This is a genomic window from Streptomyces sp. NBC_00310 (assembly GCF_036208085.1).
Lineage (GTDB): Bacteria > Actinomycetota > Actinomycetes > Streptomycetales > Streptomycetaceae > Streptomyces.
This window is the reverse complement of the sequence record NZ_CP130714.1, coordinates 5,478,416-5,495,200: the sequence shown is the minus strand read 5'-3', so window position 1 is coordinate 5,495,200 and position 16,785 is coordinate 5,478,416. Positions and strand designations below refer to the sequence as shown.

General features: G+C 70.9%; 15 protein-coding genes, 1 tRNA gene and 2 pseudogenes. 6 read left to right on the top strand and 12 right to left on the bottom strand.

Annotation, left to right across the window (positions count from 1 at the left end; genetic code table 11):
• The first annotated feature begins 22 nt into the window (after positions 1-22).
• Together OG202_RS24125 and OG202_RS24120 are read left to right on the top strand one after the other, a co-directional pair.
• On the top strand, positions 23-1,534 hold the full coding sequence (locus tag OG202_RS24125) for an MFS transporter (protein ID WP_327728858.1): 1,512 nt from the start codon (positions 23-25) through the stop codon (positions 1,532-1,534).
• Positions 1,535-1,673: 139 nt separating this feature from the next.
• Positions 1,674-2,435, top strand: a complete 762-nt coding sequence (locus OG202_RS24120; protein ID WP_326581044.1) for a TetR/AcrR family transcriptional regulator — start codon at positions 1,674-1,676, stop codon at positions 2,433-2,435.
• On the opposite strand, the gene OG202_RS24115 is transcribed toward OG202_RS24120, so the two are convergent.
• The 4 genes and pseudogenes from OG202_RS24115 to OG202_RS24100 all read right to left on the bottom strand — a co-directional run bounded on the left by OG202_RS24115 (position 2,436) and on the right by OG202_RS24100 (position 7,350).
• The gene (locus OG202_RS24115; RefSeq protein ID WP_327728859.1) at positions 2,436-2,906 is read right to left on the bottom strand and encodes a PPOX class F420-dependent oxidoreductase; all 471 of its coding nucleotides are present in this window, start codon (positions 2,904-2,906) and stop codon (positions 2,436-2,438) included. It lies immediately after the preceding gene.
• Positions 2,907-3,314: 408 nt separating this feature from the next.
• A pseudogene (locus OG202_RS24110) lies at positions 3,315-4,153 on the bottom strand (YceI family protein).
• A gap of 118 nt (positions 4,154-4,271) precedes the next feature.
• On the bottom strand, positions 4,272-6,824 hold the full coding sequence (locus OG202_RS24105) for an MFS transporter (RefSeq protein WP_328223580.1): 2,553 nt from the start codon (positions 6,822-6,824) through the stop codon (positions 4,272-4,274).
• Positions 6,825-6,879: 55 nt separating this feature from the next.
• Entirely contained in the window at positions 6,880-7,350 is a 471-nt protein-coding gene (locus OG202_RS24100) for a MarR family winged helix-turn-helix transcriptional regulator (protein ID WP_327728861.1), read from the bottom strand.
• A 172-nt stretch (positions 7,351-7,522) separates the two neighbouring features.
• Between OG202_RS24100 and OG202_RS24095 the strand changes: the two genes are divergently transcribed.
• Positions 7,523-7,729: a hypothetical protein gene (locus OG202_RS24095; RefSeq protein WP_326581052.1), complete on the top strand. Its 207-nt coding sequence runs from the start codon at positions 7,523-7,525 to the stop codon at positions 7,727-7,729.
• Positions 7,730-8,164: 435 nt separating this feature from the next.
• Here OG202_RS24095 and OG202_RS24090 read toward each other — a convergent pair whose 3' ends face one another.
• The 5 genes from OG202_RS24090 to OG202_RS24070 all read right to left on the bottom strand — a co-directional run bounded on the left by OG202_RS24090 (position 8,165) and on the right by OG202_RS24070 (position 11,912).
• Positions 8,165-9,085 (bottom strand): RNA polymerase sigma factor SigF, encoded by a 921-nt coding sequence (locus tag OG202_RS24090; RefSeq protein WP_257543447.1) that lies wholly within the window; start codon positions 9,083-9,085, stop codon positions 8,165-8,167.
• Positions 9,086-9,701: 616 nt separating this feature from the next.
• Positions 9,702-10,589, bottom strand: coding sequence for an RNA polymerase sigma factor SigF (locus OG202_RS24085; RefSeq protein ID WP_326581056.1), 888 nt, complete (start codon positions 10,587-10,589; stop codon positions 9,702-9,704).
• Positions 10,590-10,813: 224 nt separating this feature from the next.
• On the bottom strand, positions 10,814-11,107 hold the full coding sequence (locus tag OG202_RS24080) for a Dabb family protein (RefSeq protein ID WP_327728863.1): 294 nt from the start codon (positions 11,105-11,107) through the stop codon (positions 10,814-10,816).
• A 34-nt stretch (positions 11,108-11,141) separates the two neighbouring features.
• On the bottom strand, positions 11,142-11,318 hold the full coding sequence (locus OG202_RS24075; protein WP_326581060.1) for a hypothetical protein: 177 nt from the start codon (positions 11,316-11,318) through the stop codon (positions 11,142-11,144).
• Positions 11,319-11,672: 354 nt separating this feature from the next.
• Positions 11,673-11,912: a hypothetical protein gene (locus OG202_RS24070; RefSeq protein WP_327728864.1), complete on the bottom strand. Its 240-nt coding sequence runs from the start codon at positions 11,910-11,912 to the stop codon at positions 11,673-11,675.
• Positions 11,913-11,918: 6 nt separating this feature from the next.
• On the opposite strand from OG202_RS24070, the pseudogene OG202_RS24065 reads away from it, so the two are divergent.
• Positions 11,919-12,485 (top strand): annotated as a pseudogene (locus tag OG202_RS24065) (tyrosine-type recombinase/integrase); the annotation flags it as partial.
• 197 nt (positions 12,486-12,682) lie between these two features.
• A complete protein-coding gene (locus OG202_RS24060) occupies positions 12,683-12,982 on the top strand; it encodes a hypothetical protein (RefSeq protein WP_326581064.1) in 300 nt (99 codons plus the stop codon).
• 205 nt (positions 12,983-13,187) lie between these two features.
• Here OG202_RS24060 and OG202_RS24055 read toward each other — a convergent pair.
• The 3 genes from OG202_RS24055 to OG202_RS24045 form a co-directional block, all read right to left on the bottom strand.
• A tRNA-Ser gene (locus OG202_RS24055) sits at positions 13,188-13,272 on the bottom strand.
• A gap of 55 nt (positions 13,273-13,327) precedes the next feature.
• Entirely contained in the window at positions 13,328-13,759 is a 432-nt protein-coding gene (tadA, locus tag OG202_RS24050; protein WP_326585733.1) for a tRNA adenosine(34) deaminase TadA, read from the bottom strand.
• 136 nt (positions 13,760-13,895) lie between these two features.
• The gene (locus OG202_RS24045) at positions 13,896-14,423 is read right to left on the bottom strand and encodes a tRNA adenosine deaminase-associated protein (protein ID WP_326585734.1); all 528 of its coding nucleotides are present in this window, start codon (positions 14,421-14,423) and stop codon (positions 13,896-13,898) included.
• Between the two features lie 1,701 nt (positions 14,424-16,124).
• On the opposite strand from OG202_RS24045, the gene upp reads away from it, so the two are divergent.
• The gene (upp, locus tag OG202_RS24040) at positions 16,125-16,760 is read left to right on the top strand and encodes a uracil phosphoribosyltransferase (RefSeq protein ID WP_326581066.1); all 636 of its coding nucleotides are present in this window, start codon (positions 16,125-16,127) and stop codon (positions 16,758-16,760) included.
• Positions 16,761-16,785 lie beyond the last annotated feature (25 nt).

Below are 16,785 nucleotides of genomic sequence, written 5' to 3'. Positions count from 1 at the left end.
GAACTGTTCTACGGTGTAGATCATGTCCACCCCCACCGCTTCCACCGCGCCCACCGCGCCCTCCACCCAGGGCCACCCGCAGCGCTGGCTGATCCTCGGCGTCGTCTGTCTCGCGCAGCTCACCGTCCTGCTGGACAACACCGTGCTGAACGTGGCGATCCCCTCCCTCACGGAGGAGCTGGGGGCGGCCACCTCGGACATCCAGTGGATGATCAACGCCTACTCGCTGGTGCAGTCCGGGCTGCTGCTCACCGCGGGCAGCGCGGCCGACCGCTACGGCCGCAAGAAGATGCTGATCGCGGGCCTGGTGCTGTTCGGCATCGGCTCGCTGGCGGCCGGACTCGCCCAGTCCACCGGGCAGTTGATCGCCGCGCGGGCCGGGATGGGCGTCGGCGGCGCGCTGCTGCTGACCACGACTCTCGCCGTCGCCATGCAGATCTTCGCGCCCGAGGAGCAGCCGAAGGCGATCGGTATCTGGGCCGCGGTCAACGCGCTCGGCTTCGCGGCCGGCCCTCTCCTCGGCGGATTCATGCTCGGCCACTTCTGGTGGGGTGCCATCTTCCTGATCAACCTGCCGGTCGCCGCGCTGGGCGTGGTGGCCGTGATCGCCCTGGTCCCCGAGTCGAAGAACCCGCAGGGAGACCGGCCGGACCTGCTGGGCGCGCTGCTGTCGACCATCGGCATGACGGCACTGGTGTACGCGATCATCTCGGGCCCCGAGCACGGCTGGACGTCCGGCCGGGTGCTCGCCACGGCCGCCGTCGCCGTGGTCGTCCTCGCGGCCTTCGCATCCTGGGAGAGCCGTATCACCTACCCCATGCTCGACCCGCACTTCTTCCGCGACCGGCGCTTCACGGGTGCCGTGGCCGGCGTGGTCCTGATCACGTTCGGCATGGGCGGCGCGCTGTTCCTCCTCACCCAGCATCTGCAGTTCGTGCTCGGCTACGACGCGTTGGAGGCGGGGCTGCGGACCGCGCCCCTCGCGCTGGTCGTCGTCGCGCTCAACTTCTCCGGCCTCTCGGCGAAGTGGACGGCGAAGCTCGGAACGCCGGTGTCGATCGCGCTGGGCATGGTGCTGATGTCGGGCGGGCTGGTCTCCGTCGCGACGATGGCCTCCGGCGGTTACGCGGGGACCCTGCTCGGGCTGGTGCTGATCGGGGTGGGCTGCGCGATCGCCAACCCCGCGATGGCGCACGCGATCATGAGCGCGATTCCGCCGGCCAAGGCGGGGGTGGGGGCCGGGATCAACGGCACGCTCGCGGAGTTCGGGACGGGGCTGGGGGTGGCCGTGCTGGGGGCGGTGCTCAACTCCCGGTTCGCGGCGACGGTTTCGGTGGCGGCGGCGTCGTTGCCCGCGGCGTTGGGTGCGGCGGACACGGCCGCGGAGAGGGCCGGGGTGCTGTCCGCGTTCTCGTCCGGGCTGGAGGCGAGTCTGCTGGTGGGGGCCGTGGCCGTGCTGCTCGGGGGGCTGGTGGCGGCGGGGCTGCTGCGCAGGGCGGAGAAGGCGGATGCGGAGGTGGTGGTCGCCTCATAGCTCGGGGGTGCGGTGTTCTCGCGACCGCGGGTACGTCGTGGCTGCTCGCGCGGTTCCCCGCGCCCCTCACGGGGCGCGGCACGCCTAGCATCGTCACCAGTGAACGGACGATCGTCGTCGTGTTTCTGGGAAGGTGCTCATGGTGAGGGCAGCCGGTCGGGCCGAGGGGTCCGCGCGAGCCAGTGTCTGGCTGGAAGGCAAGGCGCGGGACGGGCGGGGTCGGCAGCCGTCGGGGCTGGACCGGGAGCGGATCACCGGGACGGCCGTGCGGCTGCTGGACGCGGAGGGGCTGGGCAAGTTCTCGATGCGCCGGCTGGCCGCCGAGCTGAACGTGACCGCGATGTCGGTCTACTGGTACGTCGACACCAAGGACGACCTGCTGGAACTGGCCCTGGACCAGGCGTTCGACGAGATGCGGCTGCCCCCGGCGGACTCCGACGAGGACTGGCGGGACCAACTGCGCACGCTCGCCGGGGAGTACCGGGCGATCCTGGTCCGCCACCCCTGGGTGTCACCGCTCGCGGGCACCTTCCTCAACATCGGCCCGCACGCGCTCGACTTCTCACTCGCCGTGCAGCGCGTGATCCGCCGCACCGGCCTGCCCGCGCGCGGCCAGGCCGGTGCCATCTCGGCGGTCTTCCAGTTCGTGTACGGCTTCGGCACCATCGAGGGCCACTTCGTCCAGCGCTGCGCCGCGGCCGGCATGACCCAGGAGGAGTACTTCCGGCACGCCATGAGCGCGGTGTCCGACACCCTCGAACCCCACGAGGTCATCCAGCACTCCGCGGACCTCATGGAGGCCCGTGGCGGCGACACGGTCGAGGAGATGCGCGCCTATGACTTCACCTACGCCCTGGACACCCTCGTCGCCGGCATCGAGGTGATGGCACGGCGGGGCTGACTACTCCCCGGACGCCAGCCGCGCCGGGAAGCCGCCGGTGGCCACCGGCCCCCACCTCTCCGGAGTGACCCGGATGATCGACTTGCCCTGCTTGACCATGGCGGCCCGGTACTCGTCCCAGTCCGGGTGCTCGCCCGAGATGTTCCGGAAGTACTCCACCAGGGGTTCGACCGAGTCCGGCGAGTCGATGACCTCCGCCGTACCGTCGATCTGGACCCAGGGGCCGTCCCAGTCGTCGCTCAGCACGACGACGCTCACGCGCTCGTCCCGCTTGGCGTTACGTGTCTTGGCGCGCTCGGGATACGTGGAGACCACGATCCGGCCCGAGTCGTCGACGCCGCAGGTCAACGGCGATGCCTGCGGGCTGCCGTCGGCCCGCCGGGTGAGCAGGAGCGCCCGGTGCCGGGGGCGCACGAAGTCGAGCAGCTCTTCGAGGGAGACCGAGGTGTTGGTCGCGATGTTCCGTGCCATGGCGGTCAGCGTAGGCCCTCGGCCCGCCCGTGAGGCTGACCCTGTCGTGCGTACCCACGCGCCACGCGCCACGCCCACGCGCCACGCGCCACGCCCACGCGCCACGCGCCACGCCCACGCGCCACGCCCACGCGCCACGCCCACGCGCCACGCGCCACGCGCCACGCCCACGCGCCACGCTCACGCGCCACGCCCACGCCCACGCGCCACGCGCCACGCGCCACGCGCCACGCGCCACGCGCCACGCGCCACGCGCCACGCGCCACGCGCCACGCGCCACGCGCCACGCGCCACGCGCCACGCGCCACGCGCCACGCGCCACGCGCCACGCGCCACGCGCCACGCGCCACGCGCCACGCCCACGCCCACGCCCACGCCCACGCCCACGCCCACGCCCACGCCCTGTGCCTACGGCAGCGTCTCGCCCTGGACCGCCTGCACGTCCAGCTCGGCCTTCAGCGTCGTACCGATCGCCGCGATTCCCGCCCGCACCACCTGGTTGTGGTTCATGGCGAAGTCCTCGCGGCGGAGTTCGGTGGTGGCCCGGAAGGCGGCGTGCGTGCCGCCCCAGGGGTCCGCGCCGGTCCGAGACAGGCGAGGTCCAGGTCCACCGGCCGGACGACCCCGTGCATCCCCAGCTCGCCGTGGACGGTCCAGCGGTCCGGGCCGACGGGGGTCAGACCGGTCGAGACGTAGGTGATCTCGGGGTGCCGTTCGACGTCCAGGAAGTCCGGGGACCGCAGATGCCGGTCCCGCGTCGCGTTCCCCGTGTCGATCGAGGCGGCCCGGATCACCGCCTCCACCCGGGACTTGGTCCCCTCGTCCGGGGCCGGGGCGATCTCGATGGAGGCCGAGAAGTCGGTGAAGCGGCCGCGGACGCTGGAGATGCCGAGGTGCTGGGCCACGGCGGCGACGGAGGAGTGGGCCGGGTCGACGGTCCAGGGACCCGGGCGGGGGCAGTTCCGTGTCGACCGGCCGGGCGAGGGCGACCGTGCCGACCTCCGCCCGGCGACTCGCCGTCACCAGGGCACCGGCGGCGAACGGCGCGTAGCCGACCGCCGTGACGATCACCGTGTACGCGCCGGGCGCGAGCGGTGTCGGGTCGTGCACGCCCCCTTCGGCGTCCGCCTCGGCCCGCAGCACCTGCGTACCGCTCCCCCACTCTCGGCTTCGCTCGAGCGGGAGGTACCCCCACCGGTCACCGTGACGACCGCGTGCGACACGGCCCATCCGTCCCGGGTGCGGATTTTCGCGGTCTCAGTCCCATGTCGATGTCGATCCCATGTCCGTTCAACTCCTCAGCACGCGACCGGCCGGTGGAGCGGGGGGTGGCTCCACCGGCCGGTGGTCCAACGACTCGCCGGGCTACTCGCCGGGGTGGGCGAGTTCGATGTCGTGGCCGTCGACGCCGGGGCCACTGACCGTCAGAGCCGTGGCCACGGGCGGGTAGCCGGTCGCGATGACCGTGTACTCGCCGCCGTCCAGGTCGGTGAAGGCGTACGCCCCGTCCGAGCCGGTGGTGGCCGTGCCGACCACGTTGCCCGCCGCGTCGAGGAGGGTCACGCGGGCGTCGGCCAGAGCCCCGCCCGGCGCCCGTACGACCCCCTGGAGCCGGGCCCCGGCCGCCAGGTCGATCTCGATCCGGGTGACCCCGGTGCCGCCAACCTCGACGGGCAGGGCCCGCGGACGGAACCCGGTGGCGTTCACCGCGACGGTGACCCCGCCCGGCACCAGCTCGCCGAAGCCGAACTCGCCCTGCTCACCGGTGAGCCCGCTGGCCAGCACGTCCCCGCGCACATCGGTCACCACGACCATGGCGTCCTGCACGGCCTGCCCGGCCCCGGCGGCCCGCACCACACCGCTCAGCCCGCCGGTACCGCTGAGCAGGATGTCGTACGCGACCGGCTCGCCGGTGACGACCACCGTGGACGCCTGCGGCTGGAACCCGTCGGCGGCCGCGATCAGGACGTACGATCCGGCGGCGGGAGCGTCCACCGCGTAGGCCCCGTCGATGCTCGCGACCGAACGGCCGAGCTGCCGCCCGCCGAGCGAGATGAGGGTGATGGCGGCCCGCGGCACGGACGCGCCCTCGGCCCCGCGGACATGACCCCGTACGGGAATCCCGCCGCCGCCCGACACCGGTGCGGTGGCCGGTGCGGTGGCCGGAGCGGTGACCGAAGTGGTGGCGGGAGCCGCGGTGGGAGCCGCGGCCTCGGCGGAGTCGGCGGTCACCGAAGCCATGGCCATGGCCATGGCCGGAGCAGGCGATGTCTCGGGCACGTCCGTCCCGTCGTCCGTCCCGGTCCCCGTCGCTTCGGCCTGCGCCGCCTGGGCGAGCGCTCCGTTGGTCCGCAGCGGGACCTCCTTGATGAAGAAGGAGAAGACGAGCGCGAGGACGGCGAAGGGCGCGGCGTAGAGGAAGACGTCCCCGATGCCGTGGCCGTACGCGCTCTCGATCACCGTGCGGATCGGCGTGGGCAGCGCGTCCAGGTCGGGGATCTCGCCGTGGCCCGTGGCGGAGCCGGACACGCCGAGCTCGGCGAGGCCCTCCTCCGCGTAGTGCGAGATCCGGTGGCTGAGGACCGCGCCCAGCGCCGAGACGCCGATCGCGCCGCCGAGGGAGCGGAAGAAGGTGACGACCGAGCTGGCGGCACCGAGGTCGCTCGGGGCCACCTGGTTCTGCGTGCACAGCACCAGGTTCTGCATCATCATGCCGACGCCGAGCCCGAGCAGCGCCATGAAGATCGCCACGTGCCAGTACGGGGTGTCGTACCGGAGGGTGCCCAGCAGTCCGAGACCGGAGGTGACCAGCACACCGCCGGCGAGCAGCCAGGCCTTCCAGCGGCCGGTGCGGGTGATGACCTGCCCGGAGACGGTCGACGAGACGAACAGACCGGCGATCATCGGGATGGTCAGCACACCGGACATGGTCGGCGACTTGTCGCGGGCCAGCTGGAAGTACTGGCTGAAGAAGATGGTGCCCGCGAACATCGCGACACCGACGAACAGCGAGGCCAGCGAGGCCAGCGCGATCGTCCGGTTGCGGAACAGCCGCAGCGGCATGATCGGCTCGCTGGCCTTCGACTCGACCAGCAGGAAGACCGCGAGCAGCGCGACCGTGCCGCCGACCATCGCGTACGTCTGCCACGACACCCAGTCGTACTTGTCACCGGCGAAGGTCACCCAGACCAGCAGCAGGCAGACCGCCGCGGTGATGAGGAACGCGCCCGCCCAGTCGACCTTGACCCTGCGCTTGACGACCGGCAGGTGCAGGGTCCGCTGGAGCACGATCAGGGCGATGACCGCGAAGGGCACGCCGACGTAGAAGCACCAGCGCCAGCCCAGCCAGTCGGTGTCGGTGATGACCCCGCCGACCAGCGGGCCGCCGACCATGGCGGTCGCGAAGGTGGCACCGAGGTAGCCGTTGTACCGGCCGCGTTCGCGCGGGGAGATCATCGCCGCGAGGATGATCTGGGCCAGCGAGGAGAGCCCGCCCATGCCGATGCCCTGGACCGCGCGGAATCCGATGAGCATCCCGGCGTTCTGGGACAGTCCGGCGGCGGCAGACCCGAGCACGAAGATCACGAGTGCCAGCTGGATCAGCAGCTTCTTGGAGAACAGGTCGGCGAGCTTGCCCCACAGTGGGGTGGACGCGGTCATCGCGAGCAGCGACGCGGTCACCACCCAGGTGTAGGCGCTCTGTCCGCCGCCCAGGTCCTTGATGATGTCCGGCAGCGCGTTCGACACGATCGTCGACGACAGGATCGCCACGAACATGCCGAGCAGCAGCCCGGTCAGCGCTTCCATGATCTGCCGGTGCGTCATCGGGGCGTCGCCGCCGCTGTGGGGGGCACCCTTGGCGGCGCCTCCTCCGTGCTTGGCGTGAGCCCGCACACCGGCTGGTGTGGTCGTTGCCATGGGGCTTCCTTTTCGTACGTGGTCTTTGCGGGTGTACGGGTTGTGGTGGTGGTCTCTACGCGGGTGGGACGGTCGGCTGTACGGGCGTACGGCTCGGCGCGGTGGCGTCGAAGCTCTCCCGCAGCCGGCCCAGGAGCCGGGCGAGCTGTCCGACCTCGTCGTCGGACCAGTCGCTCAGCCGGTCGGCCATGAGCCGGCTGGTGCGCCGGTACAGCTCGGTGACCACGGCCCGGCCCTCGGGGGTCAGGCGCAGGATGCGCGAGCGTTTGTCCGCCGGGTCGGGGAGGCGTTCGATCCAGCCCCGCTCGGCGACGTGCGCGACATGTCGGCTGGTCACCGACATGTCCACGGAGAGCAGCTCGGCGAGCTTGCTCATCCGCATCTCGCCGTGCCGGCCGAGCAGCGTCAGGACTCCCGCCGAGCCGCCGGGGCACTCGTACGGCAGCATCCGTGCGATCTCCCGGTTCACGGCCCCGATGGCGCTGAGCTGACGGGCCAGCTCCTCGTAGTGCGCTTGCCCGGCCATGGAGCCCCTCCCGTGTTTGTTGCTTAGGGCAACCATAGGTCTGGATGGTTGCTACAGGCAAATGAAATCGGGGGTGGGCGGCCCAAGTCTTGGCAAAGGAGAACGTTCGGACGGTCTCGGACGGAGAACCCCGCTTGGGCGCGTCCTCCCCGATTCGCTAAGGTCTCGGGCCATGGCTGACAACCAGGGCCCCCAGGGCAACTACGACCCCGCGGGCAGTACGCAGATGTTCCGCGCCTTCGTCGACGAGACGCCTTCCGGGGGCCGTCAGGCCGCCGCGGCCGCGGCCGGGTCCTCCGGGCCGCGGGTGGGTGTGATCATCGGCGTGATCGCGGCGGTGGCTGTGGTGGCCGCCGTGGTGTGGCTCGCGCTGGCGTAACCGCTTGCCCGGTGCTTCGGGTGCCTACCCGTGTGCCGGGTTCTTGTGATCTTGTGGCTGTGGCTGTGGCTGTGGCTGTGGCTGCGGCGGCGTCGGCTTCGGCGGGTGCGGGTCCGGTGGCGGCTGGTCGCGCAGTTCCCCGCGCCCCTAAAGGACCAGGCCCTGCGGGCCTGAAAGGCTACGGCCCTGCGGGCTGAAGGACCACAGGCCTCTGGGTCTGGCGACGACGGGCCGGCGGGCCGAAGAGCACGGGGCGCAGCCCCTGCTTTTCAGGGGCGCGGGGAACTGCGCGACCAGCCCCCACTCACCCGCACCCGCCGAAGCACCGCCCCCACACACACACCCGCGCCCACTCACCCATACGCACGCACGACAACCGCCGGGCTGCCCCCTGCGAGGGCACCCCGGCGGTCACGTGTCAACGCGTCGCCGTACTCAGTCCGAGATCAGGCCCTCGCGGAGCTGGGCCAGGGTCCGGGTGAGGAGGCGGGAGACGTGCATCTGGGAGATGCCGACCTCTTCGCCGATCTGGGACTGCGTCATGTTCGCGAAGAAGCGGAGCATGATGATCCGGCGTTCGCGGGGCGGCAGCTTGGCCAGCAGCGGCTTGAGGGACTCGCGGTACTCCACGCCCTCCAGCGCCGTGTCCTCGTAGCCGAGGCGGTCCGCGAGGGAGCCCTCGCCGCCGTCGTCCTCGGGGGCCGGGGAGTCCAGCGACGACGCCGTGTAGGCGTTGCCGACCGCGAGGCCGTCGACGACGTCCTCCTCCGAAACGCCCAGTACGGCGGCGAGTTCGGTGACCGTCGGGGAGCGGTCGAGCTTCTGCGACAGCTCGTCGCTGGCCTTGGTGAGGGCCAGGCGCAGCTCCTGGAGGCGGCGTGGGACCCGGACCGACCACGAGGTGTCGCGGAAGAACCGCTTGATCTCGCCCACGACCGTCGGCATCGCGAACGTCGGGAACTCCACGCCCCGTTCGCAGTCGAAGCGGTCGATCGCCTTGATCAGGCCGATCGTTCCGACCTGGACGATGTCCTCCATCGGCTCGTTGCGCGACCGGAAACGTGCGGCGGCGTAACGCACCAGCGGGAGGTTGAGCTCGATGAGGGTGTCCCGGACATAGGCACGCTCGGGGCTGTTCTCGTCCAGTGCGGCCAGCCGCAGGAACAGGGAGCGGGACAGGGTGCGGGTGTCGATGTTCGCCGAGGCCGACGAGGCCGGAAGGTCAGTCACCGGCGGAGCCTGGGGACCGGGAAGGTCCTCAAGCGCCTGAAGGTCCTGAGGGGCCTGGATAGCGTCGGGCGCGGTCTCGCTCTTGTCGAGCGTGAGCACCTTCGAGCTGCCCTGGTCTGCGGACATGCCACCCCCTTTGGGTCGCGGACGGTCGCGGCGGACGCTCCGTCGTAAGGAACGCAGCCTCCACCTCCACCTGAATACCGGCGGCGAGGCCACGGCAAACGCGCTGGGGAGAGAATGTCACACGTCGGCAACGCGATGTAGTGACATGTCGACATGGAGAGGGTGAATAACCCCTGGAAACAGGTGGTCTGACGGGATTTCAGCGCAGATCAGCCTGAAGAAGCATCAATAACCGATTCGCTCCCACCGGTGACACCTCGACAGCGCATTCGGTCACGCCCATGGCCTGCACTCGCGCCCCGCTGGCCGATTCTGTGCGCCCCGCCTGCCATCGTGCGCCCCGCGTGCCCCATGGTCCGACCGGGAATGTACGGGGGGTTTCTGGTTACCGAAGGTCACCCACCCCGCTGCGGTTGCAGCGCCCCGAAGGGGCGCGAGGAACCGCGCGACCAGCCACGACCGAACCGGCACCCGAACCGGCACCCGAGCCCGAACCGGCACCCGAGCCCGCACCCGAACCGGCACCCGAGCCCGAACCGGCACCGGCACCCGCACCGGCACCCGCAAACCACAGAAACCCGGCAGGCGAGTAGGCACCCGGCGCCGAGCGGAGCGCCTACGCCTCGATCCGGTTGGCCGAGCGCAACCGCGCGAAGCTTCGGGCCAGCAGCCGCGACACATGCATCTGGGAGACCCCCAGTTCCGCGCTGATCTGCGACTGCGTGAGGTTGCTGTAGTAGCGGAGCAGCAGGATCCGCTGCTCGCGTTCGGGCAGTTGGACGAGGAGATGCCGTACGAGGTCGCGGTGTTCGACGCCGTCGAGTTCGGGGTCCTCGTAACCGAGCCGGTCGAGCAGCCCCGGCATCCCGTCGCCCTCCTGGGCGGCTTCCAGGGAGGTCGCGTGATACGAGCGGCCCGCCTCGATGCAGGACAGGACCTCCTCCTCGGTGATGCGCAGCCGCTCGGCGATCTCGGCGGTGGAGGGGGTGCGCCCGAAGGCTGTGGTGAGGTCCTCGGTCGCGCTGTTCACCTGGACCCACAGCTCGTGCAGCCGGCGCGGGACGTGGACCGTGCGGACGTTGTCGCGGAAGTACCGCTTGATCTCGCCGACGACGGTCGGCATCGCGAAGGTCGGGAACTGCACGCCCCGGTCCGGGTCGAACCGGTCGATGGCGTTGATCAGCCCGATGGTCCCGACCTGGACCACGTCCTCCATGGGCTCGTTGCGGGAGCGGAAGCGGGCGGCCGCGTACCGCACGAGCGGGAGATTCGCCTCGATGAGCGCCCCGCGCACGCGGTTGTGCTCCGGGGTGCCCGGCACCAGATGCTTCAGCTCGCCGAACAGTACCTGGGTGAGGGCCCGGGTGTCGGCGCCGCGACGTTTCTCCGGAGCGGGGGCGGTGGCCTGGGCCGTGACCTGGGCCGACGCGGGGTCGGGAGCCGGGACTTCTTCCTGGGGAGGGGCAGTACTGGCCGACACGGTCAACGCCACCTCTTCATCCATCAACTCAACCGTCAAAAGCGGTCATAGCATCACAAGACATGTGCACTGTGATCAAGCACCGCATATAGCCGTGTTGAGCAAGAGTTGGGGAAGCGAAGGGTAATTGGGTGTAAAAAGCCCCGCACTGTTCGAATGCGGGGCGTCGGGGGCGCGGCCGTACGGCTCGGAACCCCGGGGCTACGGCTCGGAGTCCGGCGTACGGCTCGGAACCCCGGGGGTACGGCTCAGAACTCGTAGTCGGCGATGATCCACGTGGCGAACTCGTGCCACAGGGCCACGCCCGCCTGGTGGTCCGGGTGCTCGACGTACGTGCGCAGCGCGTCCACGTCGTCGAACGCGGAATTGATCGCGAAGTCGTAGGCGATGGGGCGGTCGCTGAGGTTCCAGCCCAGCTCCCAGGAGCGGATCTCCTCGATCCTCCCGTCGAGCGCGCGGAAGGCGTCCACGCCCTTCGCGACCCGCGGGTCGTCGCGCTCGACGCCCTCGTTGAGCTTGAAGAGGACCAGGTGGCGGATCATGGGCGCTCCGGGAGGGTCGTACGAGGGCTGGGGGCTACTCGGCCCCGTCGGCGATCCAGGTGAAGAAGTCGCCGATGGACTGGGCGGCGTTCGAGATGCCCTCGAACCCTATCTGGACGTAGCCGGCGGCCCCTTTCGGGTCCGTGATGATCACGTAGGCCACGAAGACCACGAGCACATACAGCGCGATCTTCTTCCCGTGCACCGCCACCGCGGCCTCCCCCGCCTCTTGTGCCCCGTGGGCCCCATGGGTCCTCTTTGTCGGCGGCGAGTGTAACCCGATCATCCGTTCGCAGGAGAGGCCGCAAACGCACGAAGGGCCCCGTCTGACGACGGGACCCCTCTTCGGCGGTAGCGGAGGGATCTGAACCCTCGGTGACTTGCGCCATACTCGCTTCCGAGGTCTGTTCGTGCTGGTCAGGGCATGATCCAGGGCTGTTCAACCCCGTTCGTTCCCGTACTCCCGCCCGAGGCGCGAACGGCTATGAACGGCGCTGGAGCGGGGTGAATGAGACGGGAACTGAGACGGACTGAGACGGCGCCGGTCGTTACTGACCTGCGGCAATCACCACTGGCAGAAGGCGATGGAAGCGTCGTCGCCCGACTTGTAGCGCGGCCACCGTCGCCCCGTCGGGTCTGTGGCTTCGACCTTCCGGACGGTGTCGATCAGCTCGCGCGGTCCCCCGGTCCGGAGCGTCGTGAAGACTTCGCGCCACGTCGCCATGGCGTACTCAGTGACGAGACGCGACGCGCCATCGGACAGGACCGTCGCGGCGCGTACGTCCTCGGTGGGGGTGCTGCCCACAAGCGCGTGATGGTCCGGCGGAGCCGCCGCCGACCGCGCTACGCCCACGGTTGCGGCGACACCTGCGGCAGGAAGGCCGGCTACTGCCCGCAGCGCCTGCGGACGAACCCCGAGACGGCCGACACGAAGTCTCGTGCGGGGCGGCGCGCGGTCGGTCTGCCCGCCCGGCTCGTCGATCTGCTCCGGGTGCATCAGGCCAAGCAGACCGCCGAACGCGCGGCGGCTGGAGGCGACTGGACGGATGAGGGGTGGCTGTTCGCGACGCCGACCGTTCGGGGCACGTCCCCCCGAACGGACTACGACGACTGGAAGGAACTCCTCACCGACGCGAAGGTACGAGACGGCCGACTCCACGACGCCCGCCACACCGCCGCCACGGTCCTGCTGATCCTCGGAGTCTCCGAGCGGGCCGTCATGCGGCGCATGGGCTGGTCCACCACGGCCATGGCCGCGCGATATCAGCACATGGTGGACTCCGTCCGCAGCGACGTCGCCCGGCAAGTCGGCGGACTTATCCGGAAGCCCGGTGAAAACGGACAAGATGGCGAGGGTGATGGGTTCGCGGGGCGTTGACGCCAGTCCCGTGAAAACACGGGGGCGGGCTCGGCGCCCGCCCCCGCCGTTCAGTGATATGTGCCGCTTTGTTCCTGTCTGGAAAATGATCGCTCGTTTGTGGGACTTCGGCATGCGGAGCCGCTTTCATGCCGAACCTCCCTTTGGTCGTCCAAGACGGCCAGGCAATCCGACCCCTCACATGAAGGAACTCGACGATGAGCTTCATTCAGACCGGCAAGGTCGATCTGAGGTCCGACGACCCCATCGAGACGAGCGGCGGCAATACCTCGACCTTCACGCGCGTCACGTTCCCCAGTCCGTTCCCGCCGGGTTCCAACGTCGTCGTCTTCCCGCTGACCCAGACCTTCAACGGCCCGGAGACGCCGGGCATCCGTGTCCATGACGTCACCAACACGGGCTTCCTCATCCGCCTGAACGAGGTGTACGCCGGCGCCGCCAAGAGCGACGGCAAGCACACCACCGAGACCATCGGCTGGCTGGCCGCGACCGTCTGACGCACGCGCTTCGGCCGGGAGCTGAGACTGTCTCCTTCGGCCGGCGTCCGGCCGGAGCGTGGTTGCGCACTCGGGTCACAGCGAGCATGGAGGCTGCTCAGGCATACGCGGCAGTAGGCGTGTGCTGGTGTCGCAACTGGGACGGAAACGGAGACGGAGCAGCGCGAAGGGCCCGGTCCATCGGACCGGGCCCTTCGTCTACCTGCGGTAGCGGAGGGATTTGAACCCTCGGTGACTTGCGCCACACTCGCTTTCGAGGCGAGCTCCTTCGGCCGCTCGGACACGCTACCGAGGGAGACCTTACAGCAAGGTGGGGCGTGCTTTGAAATCGATATGGCCGGGGTCTCAACGGGTGCGAAAGAAGTCGGTGAGGAGCCTGGAGCAGTCGTCGGCGAGGACTCCCTCGACCACCTCGGGGCGGTGGTTGAGGCGACGGTCGCGTACGACGTCCCAGAGGGAGCCGGTGGCGCCGGCCTTCTCGTCGCGGGCGCCGTAGACGACCCGGTCGACCCGGGACTGCACGAGCGCGCCCGCGCACATCGTGCAGGGTTCGAGGGTGACGACCAGGGTGCAGCCGGTCAGCCGCCACTCGCCGAGTGCCGCGGCCGCGCGGCGGACGGCGAGCACCTCCGCGTGGGCGGTCGGGTCGCCGGTCGCCTCGCGTTCGTTGTGCCCGGTGGCCAGTACGGTCGTGCCGTCCGGGGACAGGACGACCGCACCGACCGGGACATCCCCGCCCTCGGCGGCCCGCCCGGCCTCGGCCAGGGCGAGCCGCATCGCGGCCCGCCAGCGGTCGCGTACCGGATCGGGTCCGCCCGGTCCCTCTGCGTCGGTCGCGTGGGTCACCGGGGGCACGTAGCCGATGGACTCAGCGGACTCAGCGGACTCAGGGGAAACACGGGACTCACGGGACTCAGCGGACCGTCTCCAGGACCTCCGACGCTCCGAGGGCGTCGGCGATCGAGCCGAGGGCGTCGTCGGCGTCGAGGGCGCGCAGCTCCTTCTCGCCCACTCCCAGGTCGTCGAGGATCTCGGTGTCGCCGACCGGGCTGTGCGGCACGGACTCGGCGCCCGTGTCGTCGTCATCATCGTCGTCGGGTTCACCGTCCTCCGTGCCGTCCAGGTCGAGGGAGTCCAGGTCGGGGACGTCGTCGCCGGGCTCCCTTCCGAGCAGTTCGTTGGTGAGCAGGATCTCGCCGTAGCTGCTGCGGGCAGCGGCGGCGGCGTCCGAGACATAGATACGAGGGTCTTCCTCGCCATCGATGCGGACGACGCCGAACCAGGCGTCCTCCTGCTCGATGAGCACCAGCACCGTGTCGTCGCCGGGCGAGGCTTCACGGGCGAGGTCGGCCAGATCCGACAGGGTTTCCACATCGTCGAGCTCTGTGTCGCTCGCTTCCCACCCGTCTTCGGTGCGCGCGAGCAGTGCGGCGAAGTACACCGTGACTCTCCCACTGGTCATAGGTGTGCCGGTTGGGGGTCCCCCCGGCGGAGGTTGTGGGTGGGGAGGCTTGCGGTCCGAGCCCCACCCACTCGGAATCGTGGCAGAAACAGAGCGCTCAGGGGACGTCTTCGGCTCCCTGTGTCCGGCTCTTTTGATCGCCGGTGGGTCCGCTGTTCACCTGCGCACCTGTTGCCGCCACCAGCGGATCGTACGCGGAGTTCCCGGCCGCATATGCACGACCACCCCGTGAACGCCCCACACATACCCCACGAACCCGCCACCCGGTCCCCACGTAAGGGTCCGGGAAGAGCCGGTGACGACCGGGGAGGGGGTGGGGAGCGTCTGACGAGGGGGGCGGGGTGGGGCGTGGAGGAAGAGAAGAGGGGCATGGGCGGGGCGGACCATGCGACGGGCAGCGACGGCCGGTGGAGGGGCCGGGCGCGCCGAGGGAGGGGGCCGGGAGAAAAGGGGCGATGGAGGCCGCAGGGCGGGGCGGGGCGCGGTACGGAGCGGAAGAGAGCGGAGCGTGGTGGTGGTGGGGGGGGCGGTCAGGGAGCGGCTGGGGCGGAGCCGTTGGAGGGATGGAGGAAGCGCACCGGAAGGCTGGGGAGGGCTGGGGAGGCTGGGGGAACGTAGGGAGGGCCAAGGAGGGGCGGGGCTCGATTCGGCCGCCCAGGTCACCAGCGGAAGGTACGCATGCGCATGGCGTGGCGGAGGCGGGCGGCCTTGGCGCGGCGCGGCTGGACCCGGTCGCGCAGCTCCCGCGCCTCCGTCAGCTCCCGCAGGAACTGTGCGCGCCGCCGCCGACGCGCGGCATCACTCTCCCACCCGTCCCGCCGCGCCCCATCGACCGGGCGCGCCCCCTCACCGGCCCCCTGCGCCGCCTCGCCGGTCCCTTCCGTCGCCTCGCCGGCCCTTTTCGTCGTCCGGCCAGCCCCTTCCGCCGTCCCACCGGCCCTTTCCGCCGCCCGTCCGGGCCTCGGCGCTGCCCCATTGCCTGCCTGCGCTGCCCTCCCACTCGTCCGCGCCGCTTCGTCGGCCGTTCGCGCCGTCCCGCCAGGCATCCGGGTCGAGCGCCCGGCCGTGCGCGCCACCTCGTCGGCCTTGGGCGCTGCGCGGTCGGCTGTCCGTGCTGTTCCGTCGGATCCTCGCGGTGTCCCACCGGCTGTTCGCGCGGCTCCACCGGCTGTTCGCGTGGCTCCACCGGCTGTTCGCGTGGCTCCACCGGCCGTCTGTGCTGACCTGCCGGTTGTCCGTGCTGACCCGTCGGCTGTTCGCGTCGCTCCATCGGCGGTCTGTGCCGTCCCGCCGCTCGTCCGTGGCGTTCCGCCGGCGGTTCGTGTCGTCCTGTTGGCCGTTCGCGCCGAACCGCTGGTCGTCCGCGTCGTCCGCGTCGTCCTGTCGGCCGTCCGGCCGGTGGTTCGGGCTGTCTTGTCGGTCATGTGCCCCCGCTTGGCCGTCTGTCTGCTGTCGGTCGGCGGCGGGTTTTCGGGCGGGCGCCGTGTTGGTGGCCCGGGGATGGGGGAGGCGTCGTGGTTGTCTGGCATGGGTCACCACCGTCAGGCGTCGGCTCGTTCAGTCGCCGCTCTGTTCATCCCACTTTCCCTCCGATAGCGGGTTTGATGCCATCCGGAAGACGAGGTGGGCGGCGGACGGGCGGGGGCGCTCGAAGGTGTGGCCCCGGTTACTGTTGTGGACATGCGTCTCCACGTCGTCGACCACCCCCTGGTCGCTCACAAGCTCACCGCGCTGCGCGACCGGCGCACCGACTCCCCGACCTTCCGTCGCCTCGCCGACGAGTTGGTCACCCTGCTCGCCTACGAGGCCACGCGGGACGTGCGCACCGAGCTCGTCGACATCACGACGCCGGTCGCCACGACCACGGGCGTCAAGCTCTCCCACCCGCGCCCGCTCGTCGTGCCGATCCTCCGGGCCGGCCTCGGCATGCTCGACGGCATGGTCCGGCTGCTGCCGACCGCCGAGGTGGGCTTCCTCGGCATGATCCGCAACGAGGAGACGCTCGAGGCCTCCACGTACGCCACCCGTATGCCCGAGGACCTCTCCGGGCGCCAGGTGTATGTCCTCGACCCCATGCTCGCCACCGGCGGCACCCTCGTCGCCGCGATCCGTGAGCTGATCGCCCGCGGCGCCGACGACGTGACCGCCGTGGTGCTCCTGGCCGCCCCGGAGGGCGTCGAGGTCATGGAGCGCGAGCTGGCGGGCGCCCCGGTGACGGTCGTGACCGCCGCCGTCGACGAGCGTCTCAACGAGCACGGCTACATCGTGCCGGGCCTGGGTGACGCGGGCGACCGGCTGTACGGCGCAGCCGAGTAACCCGTACGGGCAAGGTCTCTTACGG